The 17,407-nt window shown below is 48.1% G+C and carries 16 protein-coding genes; 6 read left to right on the top strand and 10 right to left on the bottom strand.

From position 1 onward, the window contains the following. Positions 1-4: 4 nt before the first annotated feature. From Dvar_RS30775 to Dvar_RS30755, 5 genes are all read right to left on the bottom strand, one after another. Positions 5-1,756, bottom strand: coding sequence for an extracellular solute-binding protein (locus Dvar_RS30775; protein WP_419656954.1), 1,752 nt, complete (start codon positions 1,754-1,756; stop codon positions 5-7). Between the two features lie 117 nt (positions 1,757-1,873). Further along, positions 1,874-3,541 (bottom strand): L,D-transpeptidase family protein, encoded by a 1,668-nt coding sequence (locus tag Dvar_RS30770; protein WP_419656953.1) that lies wholly within the window; start codon positions 3,539-3,541, stop codon positions 1,874-1,876. A 246-nt stretch (positions 3,542-3,787) separates the two neighbouring features. Continuing rightward, complete coding sequence (locus tag Dvar_RS30765) at positions 3,788-4,222, bottom strand: GNAT family N-acetyltransferase (RefSeq protein WP_419656952.1); 435 nt, start codon at positions 4,220-4,222, stop codon at positions 3,788-3,790. A gap of 94 nt (positions 4,223-4,316) precedes the next feature. Further along, positions 4,317-5,177: a HesA/MoeB/ThiF family protein gene (locus Dvar_RS30760; protein WP_419656951.1), complete on the bottom strand. Its 861-nt coding sequence runs from the start codon at positions 5,175-5,177 to the stop codon at positions 4,317-4,319. 3 nt (positions 5,178-5,180) lie between these two features. Next, positions 5,181-5,417, bottom strand: a complete 237-nt coding sequence (locus Dvar_RS30755) for a MoaD/ThiS family protein (protein WP_419656950.1) — start codon at positions 5,415-5,417, stop codon at positions 5,181-5,183. A 421-nt stretch (positions 5,418-5,838) separates the two neighbouring features. On the opposite strand from Dvar_RS30755, the gene Dvar_RS30750 reads away from it, so the two are divergent. Next, positions 5,839-6,783 (top strand): SDR family oxidoreductase, encoded by a 945-nt coding sequence (locus Dvar_RS30750; RefSeq protein WP_419656949.1) that lies wholly within the window; start codon positions 5,839-5,841, stop codon positions 6,781-6,783. Positions 6,784-6,882: 99 nt separating this feature from the next. Here Dvar_RS30750 and Dvar_RS30745 read toward each other — a convergent pair whose 3' ends face one another. The 4 genes from Dvar_RS30745 to Dvar_RS30730 all read right to left on the bottom strand — a co-directional run bounded on the left by Dvar_RS30745 (position 6,883) and on the right by Dvar_RS30730 (position 11,050). Continuing rightward, the gene (locus Dvar_RS30745) at positions 6,883-7,467 is read right to left on the bottom strand and encodes a hypothetical protein (RefSeq protein WP_419656948.1); all 585 of its coding nucleotides are present in this window, start codon (positions 7,465-7,467) and stop codon (positions 6,883-6,885) included. A 534-nt stretch (positions 7,468-8,001) separates the two neighbouring features. Further along, positions 8,002-9,294: a diaminopimelate decarboxylase gene (locus tag Dvar_RS30740; RefSeq protein ID WP_419656947.1), complete on the bottom strand. Its 1,293-nt coding sequence runs from the start codon at positions 9,292-9,294 to the stop codon at positions 8,002-8,004. A gap of 17 nt (positions 9,295-9,311) precedes the next feature. Continuing rightward, positions 9,312-10,538 carry an LL-diaminopimelate aminotransferase gene (locus Dvar_RS30735; protein WP_419656946.1) on the bottom strand — a complete coding sequence of 409 codons (1,227 nt, stop codon included), beginning with the start codon at positions 10,536-10,538 and terminating at the stop codon, positions 9,312-9,314. A 41-nt stretch (positions 10,539-10,579) separates the two neighbouring features. Next, the gene (locus tag Dvar_RS30730; protein ID WP_419656945.1) at positions 10,580-11,050 is read right to left on the bottom strand and encodes an Lrp/AsnC family transcriptional regulator; all 471 of its coding nucleotides are present in this window, start codon (positions 11,048-11,050) and stop codon (positions 10,580-10,582) included. 234 nt (positions 11,051-11,284) lie between these two features. Here Dvar_RS30730 and crcB point away from each other — a divergent pair, with 234 nt between their 5' ends. Further along, positions 11,285-11,662 (top strand): fluoride efflux transporter CrcB, encoded by a 378-nt coding sequence (gene crcB, locus Dvar_RS30725; protein ID WP_419656944.1) that lies wholly within the window; start codon positions 11,285-11,287, stop codon positions 11,660-11,662. A gap of 56 nt (positions 11,663-11,718) precedes the next feature. Then, a complete protein-coding gene (locus tag Dvar_RS30720) occupies positions 11,719-12,075 on the top strand; it encodes a DUF190 domain-containing protein (RefSeq protein WP_419656943.1) in 357 nt (118 codons plus the stop codon). Here the strand turns inward: Dvar_RS30720 and Dvar_RS30715 are convergent. Next, entirely contained in the window at positions 12,072-12,344 is a 273-nt protein-coding gene (locus Dvar_RS30715; protein ID WP_419656942.1) for a hypothetical protein, read from the bottom strand. The two genes, Dvar_RS30720 and Dvar_RS30715, sit on opposite strands and share 4 nt — an antisense overlap. Before the next feature lie 329 nt (positions 12,345-12,673). Here Dvar_RS30715 and Dvar_RS30710 point away from each other — a divergent pair, with 329 nt between their 5' ends. The 3 genes from Dvar_RS30710 to Dvar_RS30700 all read left to right on the top strand — a co-directional run bounded on the left by Dvar_RS30710 (position 12,674) and on the right by Dvar_RS30700 (position 17,262). Further along, a complete protein-coding gene (locus tag Dvar_RS30710) occupies positions 12,674-13,627 on the top strand; it encodes an ABC transporter substrate-binding protein (RefSeq protein ID WP_419656941.1) in 954 nt (317 codons plus the stop codon). A 177-nt stretch (positions 13,628-13,804) separates the two neighbouring features. Then, entirely contained in the window at positions 13,805-14,692 is an 888-nt protein-coding gene (locus Dvar_RS30705) for a phosphate/phosphite/phosphonate ABC transporter substrate-binding protein (RefSeq protein WP_419656940.1), read from the top strand. Positions 14,693-14,796: 104 nt separating this feature from the next. Next, complete coding sequence (locus Dvar_RS30700; protein ID WP_419656939.1) at positions 14,797-17,262, top strand: methyl-accepting chemotaxis protein; 2,466 nt, start codon at positions 14,797-14,799, stop codon at positions 17,260-17,262. Positions 17,263-17,407: the final 145 nt, after the last annotated feature.

Raw genomic sequence — 17,407 nt, 5'->3', positions numbered from 1 at the left:
TGGCTTAAAATCGCTCATCAAAAATGATTGAGGGATCTCTGGGCGGCAAGGGGACGGCCGACTGCATGGCATCGGCCAGATCGGCCTTGGAATCTTCGTCAAGCCACCAGTAGAAATAGGCGCTGCGTTCATCGCCATATTTGGACAGGACCGTGTCGGGGGTGCCGAATTTATTCCAATATAAGAGCCGAACGCAATTGATATTCCATAGCAGCACATAAGGGTAGTCTTGATAGATTATCTGATCGATCTGCCGCACCATGGCATGGCGTTTTTGAACATCAAAGATCGTTTTTTGTTTTTCGATCAGTTCGTCAACCTTGGCATTCTTGAATCCGGTGATGTTGTTGCCGCCTTTGCGATCCGCCTCTTTAGAAGCCCACATGCCTTCCGGGTCTTTGAACACGATGGCACCCCACGCAGCCCAGGTCATCTGATAGTTGAATTCGTCCATGTCCCGCGCCCAGGCGGCCCAGTCCTTGCGATCGATTTTTACCTCAATGCCCACATCTTTGAGATCTTCGGCATAAATGGCCAGGAATTTATCGCTGGTTTGATCCCTGGTTAAAAATTGAAAGGAGAATTTTCGACCCTTTTTTTCCAGCAACCCGGTCTTGGGATTGGCGACCCAACCGACCTGGCGCAGCAGTTCCCGTGCCTTGGCTTTGTCAAAGGGGATCAGCGGATTGGGGCATGGATTGTCTTTGGTGTAAAGATCCTCGAAGTATGATTTGTGCAGATAGTACTGGTTGTACATCAACGTGCGGTTCATCTTCTCACGATCCAGCAGGTGGGCCATGGCCTGGCGCACGCGACGGTCATCAAAGGGGAATTTGCGCATGTTCATGGCAAAGCCCTGGAATCCCTGGGGTTGATGATTGTAGATTTTCTGCTTGATAATCCAGTTCATGTCGAAGCTTTTACCGCGCGCCTCTTTCATCCAGAGGCGGGATGTATACACGGGATAAATATCGATCTTGCCTTTTTTAAAGGCTTCAAAGGCATTGGATCGTTCGGCAAAGAAATTGTATTTAAGCGTTTTAAAATTACCGACGCCCTGCAGGCGTTTGGCATTACGGTTCCAATAATCGTCGCGCCGGTTTAAGGTGACAAAGATCCCCTCATTGATTGTACCGATTCTATAAGGCCCGGATACCACGGGAAATTCAAAATTGATTTTATTGAAGTCCTTGCCGCTGTAAATGTGTTTGGGCAAGACCTGTAGACCGCCGGCCGAAAGCAGGTTGCGCCAATGCACCGCCCTAGCTTTGAAACGAATGGTATGGGTATCTAAGACTTCCGGTGGATAAAATGTCTCCAGGCTGACCTTATGGACCCCGGTCAGATTTTTGGGGTCCATGATGGTGTCGAAGGTCCAGCGCACATCATGGGCGGTCACCGGTTTGCCGTCGCTCCAGCGTGCCCGGGGATCTATCTGAAACGTAAAGGTCTTTTTGTCATCGGAGATCGTCCATTGGCTTGCCAGCCCGGGTTCTTCCTGAAGCGTGATGGGATTTCGTCCCAGCAAGGTTTCGTACATGGTGCCGAATAGCTCGGAGGAAAAGGCATTGTTGTCCAGATAGTAGTTAAAACTTTTGGGGTATTGTCCGGCAAAAAGCGACAGCTCGCCGCCTACAACCGCGTCCGTACTTGCAATCGGATCCGGTGTGTCTTGCCAACTGCCAGGAGAGAACGTCTGGGCGGCCAATCCAGTTGTTGCGATAAATACCAAGCAGGTGACCAATATCGTTTTCATTGCTGACTCCTTATTTTTGCATAAGGAGTATAACGGGCTGGCATTTGTGTGTCAATGCCTTCATCAATACAATATGTTGTGTGGCCAATGGATCACTCAAAGATTGGCACTGACTTGTTACAGTCGGTGGGCCGGCTCCGGATGGTGGAGGGCCTGAAAAAGACGCGCGTCATGCCCGTAGATATCCTTGCGGAAATTCACCGTCTGATCTTCGTCCACCCAGGCCGTGAAATACACCAAATGGACCGGTATCGGTTCTTTAAGAACCACGGATACCGGCTTTTCACGGCCGGTCACGGTTTTCAGTCGATCCTGATTCCAACCTTGGTCATTTAATAATTCGAAGGCCAAGGTGAAGGGCGTTTCGATACGCACGCAACCAGAGGAAAAAGTCCGCTGCTGCCGGCTGAACAATGATTTTCCAGGAGTGTCGTGTATGTAAATACTTTTCGCGTTGGGAAACATGAACTTGATTTGACCCAGCGCATTGTGGCGGGATGGGTCCTGACGCAACCGGTAGGGAAAATAGTTTGCCGATAGTTTGTTCCAGTCGATACCGGTCGGATCCAACGCCTGGGCATGTTGATCCCAGCTGTCGAAAACCCGGATGCCCTGATTGATCAGATAGGCAGGATCATGTTTGATTTTGGGCAGAATATCCTTGCGGGCGATTTTTTGAGGAATGTTCCAATAGGGGTTGAATTCAATATAGGTCATTTGATCGGACATAATCGGCGTTTGACGGTTCTTTTTACCCACGATCACGGGAATACGATCCACACGGCTTCCTGACTCAACGACTGTCAGCGTAAAGGCAGGGATGTTGACCATGAGAAATCGATCGCCAAGACTGTCCGGGTACCAGCGCCATCGTTCCATGCTCAATTGCAGCTGATCGATACGTTTTTCAACCGGAACGTTTAATTCGGCCAAGGTTTCTTTACCCACAAGGCTATCTTCCTCAAGCCCATGACGGTGCTGAAAATGTTTGACCGCCGAGGCAAGGTTTTCATCAAATCGATCGTTTTCTATGGGCGCATCCTCAAACCCGTCAGCGGTAAGTTTTAAGCGATATTTGAGCATGGCCACCCGAGGCCCCTTGTCGCCGATTCGCAGCGTCGGACCTTTGTCAATTGGAAACCAACCGCCGCTGCGCCTGATTATTTCATACTGTAACAGAGCGTTGCGAAGGCGCTTATACGCCTCTGACCGGGGATGCAATGATTCGATAAAGGCGCCCAAGCAATCGTCTCTGACCGACTGCGCCAACGCGACAGGGATATCCCGGGACGTTGGCCTTTTGGGCGCCAGCCATGACTGGTAAATCTGTTCCGGCATGACACTGCCCTGGTATACATGGTAGGCATAGCGAAGTATTTTTTCGGTAAGCATGACGTCTGACCGAAGATAAGATGCTATTGCTTTTGGGAACCCAGGATCAGACGCCTGAGTATAATCAACCCATGCGTTGGACCGGCCTGGGAGTAGATAGTTATCTAAATCAAGGCCCGCTGTCGAGGCTTGGGTAATTGTCTGGAGCAACATTTCCCCGTCGGGCAGCAAGCCATCCGGGCCGGTCCAGACCGGATGATACCCCACCTGTTGATAGAACCGTGCCACTGCCGAATAAAGATTCTGGCCTTTAGCATCCGTTGCCGACAGCCGGGCCATCCAGGCCTGAAGTGCTTTGCTCTCCAACGCTGCAGTGCTTTCCAAGGCTACTGCCGGAGAATGAAAAATAACAATAATGACAAATATAAACGCGATAATTGATCCATGTTTCATCGTAATTCATGTCCACCTTTCTTGAAACCCCTCCTATCAAAAAGCGGACCAATTATTTTGTTTTATCTGTGTATGTTAAAATATAATATTATTACAATATATTACGGAATATGAAGGAAAAAGGGGGGGGAGCGATGGATATGCCATTAGGAAAAAAAATTCTTAAAAATAAAGTAAAAGAGAGCGTCCAAAGAAAGAAAATCAAGGATGGATTATCGGATTGATGGCATGGCCAACCTAAAAAGACTAAAATGTTTTTTTCAGGTTGATGTGATTGCTGCGGTCAAATCCCAGTGTTTTAAAAAATGAGAGGAGGTCGGTGGAGTCCCATTGCACGGTGGTGTAAATCCGTCCAATGCCCATTTTTTTGTAACGGGTGAAAATCTCATGGGCCATTTGCTCACCAATTCCTTGCCCCATGAAATTTGGATCTACCCCGAATGTGGCGATCCAGGCGCTTTTTTCTATACCAAAACCAAAGCCAAGGATATAGCTGATCATGAATCCAATGACCTGGCCCTCATGTTCGGCAACAAGGCAAATATCGTTTTCATTTTGAACGTGTTTTTTGATCAGCGCATTAAAATCAACATCCATGGGTTTTCGAACGATGGAAGTGCAGATATTCATTACATCTGCGGCGTCTTGTCGATCGAGGTCTCGAATCCGTATTCTATTCACAGGGTCAACCTTCCTTTGTGTCAGTAAAGACGTAACGTGGTGTACCATCGTCGATCCGTTGGGTCAAGGCGATTTGACTATACGTTCATAATCATCAGGCCAGACGCAGGGTTTCGAATGTGTAATCGGTCAGATCGATCACCAGTAAGGTGTTTTTTAGTGTCCCTGCCTTGCCCAGCAATACTTTTACGGCTTCGGCACATTCAAGGGAGGCCACCAGATTGACCGCTATGGCCAAACACCCCAAGTGCGTTTCCGCTCCCTTGGAGATATTCAGTTGCTCTGGTGGTCCATAAATGGATTCGAGTCCTATGTCTTCAGGGTAGATGGTGGTGATGTGGCCGGACATGCCGGCGATGGCTGCAGACACCATGGGGATGCCGGCGCGCTTTGCGGCCCATTGGAGCGTGAATCGAGATTCAATGGTATCCAGGCAATCCACCACAAGGCTGCATTGATTGATTAAACGGTCGGCGTTTTCCTGGGTCAGGAAGGTGTTGGTGGAAATGATTTTTATCCCGGGGTTGATGGCCTTGATATGCATCGCAGCGGCCGCTGCCTTTGATACGCCAATATTGTCCGCCCGGCTGAGCAGCTGTCGATTGAGATTGTGAGGTTCGAAAGCGTCCCCGTCGATCAAATGCAAACACCCGATTCCCATGCGCGCCAATGTTTCGCTCAGCAGCCCCCCCAAGCCACCTAACCCAACCACACCTACGCTAGATTCAACCAATCTGAGTTGATCGGCGATGGAAAGCGTTTTCATGTTGCGAAGATACCGCTCGGGAAGGATATTGTCGCTTAAGGCAGCGATCTCTACCTGTCTTTGCTTGATTCCCAGTTTCTGGGCAATGCGTTTGACGTCTGTTAGATTGATGATTAAAAGGGGGGTACCATCATCTAAACATACTTGTCGGGCAATCGATTGAACATGGTGTGAGAGCGCTTTTTGCATGCGTCATCCACCGGCAACCGGTGGGAAAATCCCCACCCGTTCTCCACCATGGAGTTGGGTGTCTAATGACTGTTTTACACCATTAATAAAAATCAGATGAGCCTTGATGGATGGAATATTCAGTTCCTCCAACAGTTCTTTCACAGAGATGCCTGGTTTTATGGGAAGCTGATTGGCATTTTCAGGTGCCATCTGAGTCAATGCGGCAAATAATTTTAGCTGGATAGCAGTCGGTTGCATGGCGCCTCATTTAATTTGGATATAGATAATTTAGCAATTGAGATAAAATTAATACAAACGGAACGTCCGTCAAGGAAGGCAATCGCATAATCCTTTTATCCTGCACATTGCATTTCGAATTATCTTATGCCATCATCGTTGACATCTTCCCTGGGGATAAAATTCATACATTCCTTTCCTGAGGTCTGGCGGACGACAAGATGCGGCGGCCGTCGGCTTTTGAAATTCATGGCTTTGCAACCGTGGGGCCGTTGTGGGTCCCAGGTAATGAAATAGAATTTGCACTTACGGCAGACAATGGGTGGGTTGGGTTTCATGGCAATGGGTGGTAAACGATAAACGGTTCTTTTTTTTGTAGCGCAACAGGGTAGATGCTCGCAAGACCCTTTTTTGCGTCGAGTGGATAAAGAAAGGCATTGATATGCAAAAGATCCGGCATGCACTGGTAACTGGGGGGGCTGGCTTTATTGGCTCCCATTTGGTGGAGGCATTGGTAGCGGGCGGCAGCAGGGTAACCGTGCTTGATAATCTTTCTACCGGACATCACCGTAATATTAAACACCTTGGAAGCAAGATTACGTTCGTTGAAGGTGACATTCGTGATGCTGACATCCTCGACCAAGTGACCACGGCATGCGATGTGGTTTTTCACCAAGCAGCGTTAGTTTCAGTTACCCAGTCGGTGCAAGATCCGTCTTTTTCTTGCGAGGTGAATGATCTGGGAACGGTTCGGGTACTCGATGCCGCCCGAAAAAAAGGGGTGCGGCGTGTGGTGATGGCCAGTTCCAGCGCGGTTTATGGTGATGATCCACAAATGCCCAAAACTGAGAACATGAAGCCATGCCCCTTAAGCCCCTACGCAGTACAAAAGCTCACCGGAGAGTATTATGCTTCGGTTTTCGGTGGACTCTATGGTTTGGAAACCGTTTGTCTCAGATATTTTAATGTGTTTGGGCCACGGCAGGATCCATCGTCTCCTTATTCCGGAGTGATATCCATATTTATGAGCAAAGTGGCCAGGGATCAGGCGGCGACCATATACGGCGATGGCAGCCAATCACGGGATTTTGTCTATGTCAAAGATGTCATAAATGCCAATCTGCTGGCTGCCACCCACCCCATGGCAGCCGGACGCGTTTTCAATGTGGGAACCGGTTCATCAATTCAAATTTTAAATTTATGGCAGCTGGTTGGTGAGCTTTCCAACAGAAAGATCGATCCTGTTTTTGAGCCACCGCGAGCCGGTGACATCCATGAGTCTGTCGCCGACATCAGTGAAATTGAAAATGTACTGGGGTATCAGCCCCAGATGAGACTTCGACAGGGGTTGATCGACACCCTTGCTTGGTACCGGGGCATGGCTTGATAGATATCTGAAGCGAATCTGCCGGCTAATGCAACCATCAGGCTTGTGGTGTTGTGGTGATGGCATCGTCAGTTTGCCATAGGCTTTTCGAGTTTGGGGCTAGGCGTTGGTCAACCAGTATTTTTTTATTGCCGGGCCTCTCCATTTCCCCTTGCCGGACACGGTGGGGATATTTTGTTCATCAACGTAACGGGCGATTTTTTCCCAACTTGTACCTTGATCTCGCATGGTTGAGATAATACTGATCAAATCGGGTTGGCTTTCAGCGCCGTCGCCTTCGTCGTCTACATCAATGGCTGACGATTCCGTTGCCATTTCAGATGGATGTGGAGGCGCTTCACTCTCCATATTGGACGTCTCGTCGGGTTGGGATATCGCTTCTTCCGTTTCCAGGTGACGTCCTTCCATCATTTTGGCGATGTTTTCTAATGCATCAGCAATGCGGGCTTCGGTTTTTCCCCTTTCCGCCATGGCATCGGCAATGCGCTTCTGGCTTACTGAAAGGGCATCCAACGCTTCCTTGATCAGCGCAAAATTCTCATTGGTAACTTTGGCATAGTAATCTGTTTTGCGGCGATCACTATTGACCCGTCGCTGGGGACCTTTATAGTCCGAGTAGTCTCTTCGGCCACGATCGGTCTGCTTCAGTTTTCCACTTCTTAGATTGTGCAAAAAATCATCCATGGGTTCTCCTTGGTTGTGTTGGCCGCATATAAACCAGCACGGTTGGATTAAGTCAATGATGTTTTCGCAAAACATTGACAATCTTGGTCCCTGGTGCGTCCGAGGTCATTTTATGGGGCGCCAAGAAAAATAAACAAGGGATAGCCTCGCATCCATATGGTTGTTGATCTGTTTCAGAAGGCAGACGAACCCTTGGTGCTAGCGTTTTGGTCAAAACAGGGCAGGAGCGTTGCTTGTTAGGCGCTTTGCTTTTGTGACCAATACAAAATGAATCAGCTATGGGATATCAAAATCAGTATACGATGATAGGTATACGTCTGTTACGAGAGATATCGGTCATGCTAATGGATAACTTTAGCGGGTCAAAAAAATACCTGCCGTGTTCCGGCCATGGCGTATGGAACACTTACATACTCTTTTTAAAGCCTTGAGACAACAAAAAAGAAGTCGCCGCATATTTGCGGCGACCGTCATGTTGTTTGTCCCACCTAACCGTCAATCTCAGTCAGATGGTGCTGAGACTTCCGGTTTATTTTAATTGGCCAGTGTTGACGTGTGGGGATGCAATTTCATGGGGAGCACATCCGGGGTAAAAGAAAGGGTGGAAAAATAGTCGTCCAGCCGTTCTTCACGGCGGATCAACTCGATTGTGCCATCGGTTTTGAGCAACAACTCTTTGGGACGCAATTTGCCATTGTAATTAAACCCCATGGCATGACCATGGGCACCGGTGTCATGGATGAGGAGCAGATCACCGTTGGAAATGGACGGCAGAGGCCGCTGAACGGCAAATTTATCATTATTTTCACAAAGGGAGCCGACAACATCAACCATCTGGGTTGAATTGACTCCTATTTTGCCGGGTATGGTGATGTGGTGGTAAGCGTTGTACATACCCGGACGCATGAGGGCCGACATACAGGCGTCCACACCAATATGAGTGCGATAGATTTCTTTGCGGTTGATGGCGGTGGTGACCAACGTCCCGTGGGGGCCGGTCATATAGCGACCGCTTTCCATGAACAGTTTTGGCATGTACTCATTTTTCTGAGCGAATGAGTCGAATAGTGTGACAATTTTTTTGGCCATGCTGTCCAAATCCAAAGGCGCGTCGTTCGGCTGGTAGGGAATACCCAGTCCGCCACCGATATTAACAAATTCGAAACGGATGTTCAGCGCTTCACCGATCCGCTCCACCTGCTCCAAAATCATCTTCGCGGTTTCTACCATATACGTATAATCGCGCTCATTGGAGGCCAGCATGGTATGCAGACCGAATCGCTTGGCGCCACCATCCATGGCTGCGGCGTAGGCGTCAATCAGCTGATCGTGACTCACGCCATATTTGGCTTCCACCGGGGTACCAATGATGGTGTTGCCTGTGCGCCGTTCACCTGGATTGTATCGAAAGCAGATCAGCTCCGGTATGGTGGGCAGCGTGTTAATGAGTGAAATGTCGTCCAGATTGATGATACTGCTTCCGTCAGTCATGGCCGTGGAGAACTCTTGACGGGTTGTGTTATTGGAGGTGAACATCAAGTCATCACCACTGGCGCCGACTTTTCGGCTCAATACCAGCTCGGCTTCGGAACTGCAATCAAAGCCGAATCCCATGTCAGCCATGATTTTTAGAATGGCCGGATTGGGAAGGGCCTTCACCGCAAAATACTCCCTGAAACCGGGAATGCCGGCAAAGGCGTGTTTAAGCTGTTCTCCGGTTTTACGAATGCCGGCTTCATCATAGATATGAAATGGTGTTCCAAAATGGTCGACAATGGCTTCCAGCCGCGGGAATAATCGATTCTCGAACTCAGTGGACATGGGCATGATGCAATTCCAATTCTTCAGGGGGTTAAGGCTTGGCTGATACGGGCCAAGGCGGTCGTTACATTCTCATGGCTGTTGAAGGCACTGATGCGGATGTAGCCTTCTCCGCAATTACCAAAACCGGCACCAGGGGTACACACCACGCCGGCCTTCTCCAGTAGCATATCGAAAAATCCCCATGAATCCTGGCCGGTAGATACCCAGATGTAGGGCGAGTTTTCGCCGCCCACACACCCATAACCAAGGGTTTGCATGGATTTGCGAATGAGCGCGGCATTGGTCATATAACCATCGATCAACTCGGCGACCTGCTGCTTGCCGGCATTGCTGTATGTGGCTGCTGCAGCGCGCTGGACCGGGTAGGAAACACCGTTGAATTTGGTGCTCTGACGCCGGTTCCACAGGTCGTGAATAGAAATTTTGTCTCCGGATGACGTGGTTACCTGAAGTGATTTGGGAACCACGGTGTAGGCACAGCGGGTACCGGTAAACCCGGCCGTTTTGGAAAAACTTCTGAATTCAATGGCCACCTGCCTTGCCCCTTCGATTTCATAGATGGAATGGGGCAGACGATCATCACGGATAAATGCCTCGTATGCCGCATCAAACAAAATGATGGCCTTGTTGGCTACAGCAAAGTCAACCCACTTTTTAAGTTGATCGGATGAAATCGTTACCCCTGTGGGGTTATTGGGAAAACACAGATAGATCAGATCTACCGGCTCGGATGGCAGATCAGGAATAAATTGGTTTTCAGCATGACTGTCCAAATAAACAATGCCTTCATAGCGGCCATCTTGAAATGCTCCCGTACGACCGGCCATGACATTGGTGTCAAGATAGACCGGGTACACCGGATCCGGAATGGCAATCCGCGAATTGATATCGAAAATTTCCTGGATATTGCCAGTATCGCATTTGGCACCGTCGCTGATGAAGATTTCATCCGTGCTGATGTCGGCCCCGCGGCTCTTGAAATCGTTCTCGGCGATCGCTTGCCTAAGAAATTCGTATCCCTGTTCAGGCCCATATCCGCGAAATGTCGTATCCGTGGCCATTTCATCAACCGCTTGATGAAAGGCCTCGATACAGGCCTTGGGCAGGGCGTGGGTAACATCGCCGATGCCCAGTCTGATGATCGGTGAGTCGGGATGACGCTGTTGGTAGGCGGTCACCCGTTTTGCGATATCAGAGAAAAGATAGGATGCTTTTAACTTTAGATAATGCTCATTGATGCGAATCATGATAGCCCTTCTGTTTCGTATTATTTTTATCGGATGATCACTCAGCGGTTCAGCGCCTGATCGTCAATGGGAATTCTGGCGGTTTCTTTAAAGGTATTCATGACAATGGCGGTACGGGTGGCAACGACACCACCCAGCGGTGCAATCTGTTCCCGCACCAAGCGCCCCAATGCCTTTGTGTCGGTTTCCCTGACTTTGAGCAAATAGCTGTCATCACCGGAAACATAATGAATTTCCTGTACCTGGGGCAGGGCCGCAAGGCTTTTTAGGATCGCCTTATCTGTTCCATTGCCACTTGTGTGAACATGAATGAACGCCACTTGACTTTTGCCGAATCGCTCTGGATTAAGACGTACTTCATAGCCGTCGATGATGCCTATTTTTTCTAATTTACGGATTCGTTCCAAGACGGCAGATGGTGCCATGCCAACCTGCCGGGCAACTTCCACATTGGGAATACGTGCCTTTTTTTGCAGAATTCTAAGAATTTTTAGACTGATATCGTCAATCATTCGAATATTTCCTTTTTTTTGCGTATTTATTCTTTTTTTATTTGACTGTCAAGAATAAAATTCTTTTTTTATGCTAATTATAAGAATCGATTGTGACTATATAGATAAAAAATATTGCATGCGGCATCTTTTTTTCTTATTCAAAAGGCAGTCGCAAAAAGGATATATCGTATGTTGTCGCTTTTTACAGAAATAGGACAATGATCTTTCTGGGTGGCGCTCAAGGAGATTGATATGCTCAAAATTTTGTATATCGGTATTGGCGGATGCATTGGTGCCATTCTCCGGTATCTTGTGGCCGGTGCAGTGCACACGCTGATAAAAACGGCAGCATTCCCTTTAGGGACCATGACGGTAAATGTTGTTGGCTGTTTATTGATCGGTATGGGGGGCGGGCTCATGGAAAGCCGTCAGGTTTTTTCTCCGGAATGGCGAGCTTTTATTTTTGTCGGTATCTTAGGCAGTTTCACCACCTTTTCCACATTTGGTTTGGAAACCTTTAACTTGGCCAGGGACGGGCAATGGTTGTCCTCCTTTGGCAATTTGGGGATCAGTCTTATTCTGGGTTTAGGGGCTGTGTTGGCCGGCCATACCCTGTCACGCTATATTTAGCACTTTTGCAGGAAAAGATGCTTTCATTTTAAAACGGTTACAAATAAGGGGGACAAATGACCATTTTATTGAATGAAGATGGACAGCTGTTAAGGATCTTCATCGGAGAAACCAACAAGTACGGCCGAATTCCCCTTTATGAATGGATCGTTCAACAGGCGCGGTCCAAAGGCATGGCCGGGGCGACCGTCCTGCGAGGGATTCAGGGCTTTGGTGCCAATAGCCTGATTCATACAACAAAAATTTTAAGACTTTCCGAAGACCTGCCTGTGATTGTGGAAATTATCGATACCGAAAAAAAGATTGAATTGTTTCTTAAAGACATTGATCATGCCATTACCGAAGGAATCGTCACCGTTGAAAAAGCCAGAGTTCGGATGTATCGCGCCAGCGGTAAAAAAGTGACCGATTAATTGGCACCATTATTCTTTTTATCGACGTCTTGAGCAGTTCGGGTGCGGTATCCTTTCAGCCTACGATATGCCCGCATGACAAAACCCACCACCATCACAGCGCTGATCAGAATGATCAGATTCGCCGCAAAAAAGGTCATGATAAAAGAAAAAGGATCTTTGAGCTGATAGGCAGCAACCAGCAAAGATATCCCAAAAAAGACAAAAAAGCAGGCCGCAGCGATCAACAGGATTTGACCAAACCACCACAACGGATTTGGGCGAACCATTATTGACTGTTTTAATCTTTTTGAATCGTTATGGTCTTGCATGGACGCTTCATTCTCAATTCATACAAATTACCCCCACTATTCATATGTGGGGGATCAATAAATGTCTCTACATTCCTAATGTTTCAATGATAGCTGCCGATAATTTGCTTGCATGAATCCATGGGGTAGGATCGACTGTAGCAGTATTGGCCCGCTCTTCAAATGATTTTTTTCTGCGGGAAAACGGTTGCGTGTGGCCAGCATCAATAAACAATCTCTTGGTTGCGATTGATCTTCATCCCGGATGTTGATCGGTGTTGACTTAAATTGGCTGAAAGGAATTTTGTATGATGAAAAACTGCTTTTTGATTTCTGTTGCTATAGGCCTGTTTCTTTTTCCAATAACGGCATATTCCCAGAGCCGGATTTTGTATGTCGATTCTTACCATAAGGGCTACGGTTGGAGTGATGGCATTCTTGAGGGCATCCAATCCGTCTTAAAAGATGCCAATGTCAAAATGACAACTTTTCATATGGATACGAAACGAAACGCGGATGAGGGATTCAAAAAAAAGGCAGCCTTAACCGCCAAAGCGATGATTGAGTCTTTTAATCCGGACGTTGTGATTGCCTCGGATGACAATGCATCAAAATACATCATCCAGCCATACTATAAGGACGCCAGGCTTCCATTTGTTTTTTGTGGGGTCAATAACAGTGGGGATGCATACGGTTACCCGTATAAAAACGTAACCGGTATGATCGAAGTATCGCCCATGCCAAAGTTGATCTATTCCCTGAAACACTTCGCTCGGACAGAGAAAGTCGCTTTGCTAATCGGTAATTCGCTTACCGATCACAAAGATGCCGATAGCTACAATAACATTATCGAACTGCCGTTTGATCGTATCCATGTTGATGATTTCAAACAGTGGAAGAATGAATATATTAGAATTCAGAATAATTATGACGTGTTGCTGGTGGGTAACAATGGTAGTGTCAACGGCTGGAATGATGATGAGGCGTTAATGCTGGTCATGTCGAAAACAAAAATTCCTTCCGGATGCGATTTGGATTTCATGACCCCCTATACGTTTTTGGGATATACCCGGTCGGCCCAGGAGCAAGGACGCTGGGCGGCTGAAGCGGCATTGAAGATCATTAATGGAACACCGGCAAGTGATATCCCGCTCAGCCAAAACGTGGAAGGCGATCTGACCATCAATTTGAAGGTGGCCCAGGCGGCTAGCATTAAAGTCCCAAGGAGCTTTATGCGCAAAGCTGTAACAATAATAAAATAGAACCGAATTCTGGTTTTTGGTCTCCTTGTAAACCCCATATGATGATTCCTGATGTCTTGGTTGATGATACTTCAAGGACCCATTGCTAAAGGTTTTTCTCAAGTAAATGGCAAAAAGACCGAAGCTTCTTTTTAATTGTCGGTTCAACCTAATTTATCAACCATAGGAACGTGTAAAATGGAAAAAAGATTTTTGACCATATTTCTCATTTTATCATTCATTGTGGGACTGTTTGGATCAACAGTCGCAGAGGCCCAATCAGAAATAAAGATCGGGGTGCTTGCCAAACGAGGGGCCGAAAAAGCCTACGAACAATGGGGGCCTACTGCCAAAGCAATTTCAGATAAATTGGCCAGACCAGTGACTATCATCCCACTTAAATTCGTTGATATCGAACCGGCTTTGGCCAGACAACAGATTCACTTTTTAATCACCAATTCTGGATTTTATGCTTCCATGCAAAAAAAATACGATCTCAAAGCGCTGACAACCATGGTTAATCGACGGCAAAATGAAGCGGTGGAAAAGTTTGGGGGCGTTATATTTGTTAAAAAAAACAGTTTGATAAAAGATATTAAGGATATCCGTGGAAAGCGGTTGATGTGTGTCAAGTACTCCTCTTTTGGGGGCGGACAAATGGCGTGGCGGCTATTGCTCGAGAACGGAATCAATCCCAAAACAGATTGTGCACGATTCATTGAAGGAGGAACCCACGACAATGTGGTCATGGCAGTCAAGCAAGGAAAGGTTGATGTGGGCACGGTTCGATCGGATACACTCGAAAGGATGCAGGCTGAAGGAAGAATCCAGATGAGCGATTTCCGGGTGATCAATAAAATCGATGATTCCTTTGCTTTTGTGCATTCCACCGAGCTCTATCCAGAATGGCCGTTCGCGGCCTGCCAATCGGCGGACCGGGACCTGCGCCGGAAAGTGAGGAAAGCACTCATGCTTATGAAAAGCGACCATGAGGCCTTACGAGCAGCAAAAGTTTTTAAGTGGACATATCCAGGAGACTATACGGTTGTGGCAGATTGCCTCAATGTTATTGCCAATGCGAAATAGGGCCCGATGGTATGCGTCATTTGCCCTTGATTCAATAAGTTAAGCGAAAAATCTTTTTTGCAATGCTATAATTTATTTTTCAATCCTTTTAGGAGGCCAGACAAATGCTTCAAAAATTCAATAACCTCAAGCTGAGAACAAAACTGTTGCTCTCGATTTGTTCGGTGACGCTGATTGCCTTCTCGGTAACCATTTTTTACATCGGGTTCCACAATGAGCGCATCGCGGAAAGGGAGGCCCTGAACTTTGCGCGTGAGTCCAGTTTCCGTTATGCCAACCAGGTGCAGATGGAGCTCAACAATGCCATGGATACGGCCCATACCATCGCCAAAGCCTTTGAGGGGATGAAACAACAGGGCTTACCTCCGCGGGATATGATGGATGGTATCCTCAAACAGGTACTGGTTGACAACCCAGGCTTTCTTGCCGTTTGGACCTGCTGGGAGCCCAATGCCCTGGATGGAAAAGATTCTGACTTCATCGATGCTTTTGGCCATGATGAAACCGGCCGCTATGTTCCCTATTGGAACCGACTATATGGTGAAATTGACGTTGAACCGTTGGTCGACTACACGGTCAAAGGCAAAGGCGACTACTACCTTGAGCCACTAAAATCAAACCAGGAATTCATTTTTGAGCCCACGGCCTACACCGTGGATGATAAAACCGGCATGAAAACCACCCTGTCTGTACCGATTCAGTTTGCCAACAGAACGGTAGCTGTTGTTGGTATCGATCTCCCGGTTGAAGCATTAGCCCCTATTGTGCAGCAGGTTAAATTGTTTGGTTCGGGGTATGGATTTCTCGTATCCCACGAAGCGAATCTCGTTGCCCATGGCACCAATAGCAGCCTTGTCGGTCAGCCCATGGATAAGTTTAATTTCAGTCAGGAAACGATCAATGCCGTTAAAAGTGGACAGGAAGCAACTCAGGAATTGGTTTCCGAGGTAACCAAACTCAGAACCCACTACGTTTTTGCCCCCATTACGATTGGTACAGCCCAGGCCAAATGGAGCCTTGGGGTTAACATTCCGCTGGGCGAAGTTCTCAAGGAGCCGCGCCAGGTACTTTACACAACACTGATCATCGGTATGGTGGCCCTGATGGTAATGATCGGGGTCGTTTATCTGGTTGCCAGTGGTGTGGCCCGTCCGGTTGTCGAGATCGCCGGCGTTGTTAACCAAGTTGCTTCCGATCGTGACCTGACGCTTAACGTGCCGGTTAGCCATGAGGACGAGGTCGGCGTCATGGCCAAAGAATTCAACAATATGATCGGTGAAATGCGCGAATCGATGAGAGTCGCCAACACTGCCGCGACAGGTGTTAATGACTTCTCAACAGAAGTGTCCAGACGTGCTACCGCCAATAAAGAGCGTGCCACCGAAGAAGAGCGCCAGATGGGAATCATTCAGGATACGGTGAACCAGATGGGTGACACGGCTGGTGAAGTGGCCCAGTTCTCCCATTCCCAGCGAGACGCGGCCAACCTGTCTTACCGTCGGGTCGAAAATCTCATCGAGAGCATGCGCCAAATGGAGCAGGCTTCTGCCGAACAGATTAAAGAGGCTGATATTGCCAGTGAACGTGTGACGGTTATGGGGGAAACCGGTTCCATGGTTGTGTCCACTGCCGGCAAACAGGGTGAGCAGGTTGCTAAGGTTGCCGATTCCGTCAAACAAATCGATACCATTGTGTCAGAAATGAACCAGGCCGCCAACCGCGCCACCGAGCATGGTCAGGGCGTTTTGGCCGCTGCTCAGGAAGGTGCCCAATCGGTTAAGGACACCGTTTTGGGTATGCAGGCCATCGCCGAATCTTCGGAAAAAATTGCCGATATTATTTCGGTTATTACCGACATTGCTGAACAGACCAACTTGCTGGCCCTAAACGCCGCTATTGAGGCGGCCCGTGCAGGCGTCCACGGTAAAGGTTTTGCGGTGGTTGCCGATGAAGTTGGAAAATTGGCCCAACGCTCATCTGAAGCCGCCAAAGAGATCGGATCGCTGATTAAAGAATCGACCAATCGTGTTCAGGAAGGAACCCGCCTGACCGACCGCTCTGAAAAAGCGCTGGAAAAGATTGCCCAGGGAGGTCAGATCAACCGCGAGGCGATCGATAACATTTCCAAAATGACCCAAACCCTGAACCAGCAAACACGCGATGTGACCACGCTCATGGAAGGCCTCAACGCATTGGCCGAGGAGATCGGTGGCATGGCCGGTCGGCAGGGTAAACGTCGTGAGGCCGCTCAGGCTGCGCTGGCGTCACTGATCGATAAATCACAAACCATTTCCGATCTGGTGAAAAAGGCTGAAAAGAGTGCTGAAGATGTCGGAACCGAAATGCGCGGCGTGGTTGAACGAAGTGAGGAAATGAGAAAACTCACCGACCTGCAAGCCGAGCGATCAAAAAGCCTGATAGAGATTGCAACCGCTTCGGCAACCCGTGCAACCGAGACCGTGGCCGGGGCCAGCGAGGTTGTGGGAATCACCGATGAATTGAGACAATTATCGACGCGTCTCAACGATCAGATTGCTCAGTTCCGTATCGGTGAGCAACAGGCAACCTAACACGCGCTTGTAAAAGGGGATGCGATACACTCGATACGTGATCATAAGTTTTCGCATCCCCACCCTTTATGTTCGACGTAAAACAAAAGAGTTGTCTTTTAAGGGCAACCTTTAATGAAAAACACGTCCGATACTGGAGAGAAAT

It is taken from the genome of Desulfosarcina variabilis str. Montpellier, assembly GCF_048565275.1.
GTDB classification, from domain to species: Bacteria; Desulfobacterota; Desulfobacteria; order Desulfobacterales; family Desulfosarcinaceae; genus Desulfosarcina; species Desulfosarcina variabilis.
This window is presented reverse-complemented; position numbering and strand designations above follow the sequence as displayed.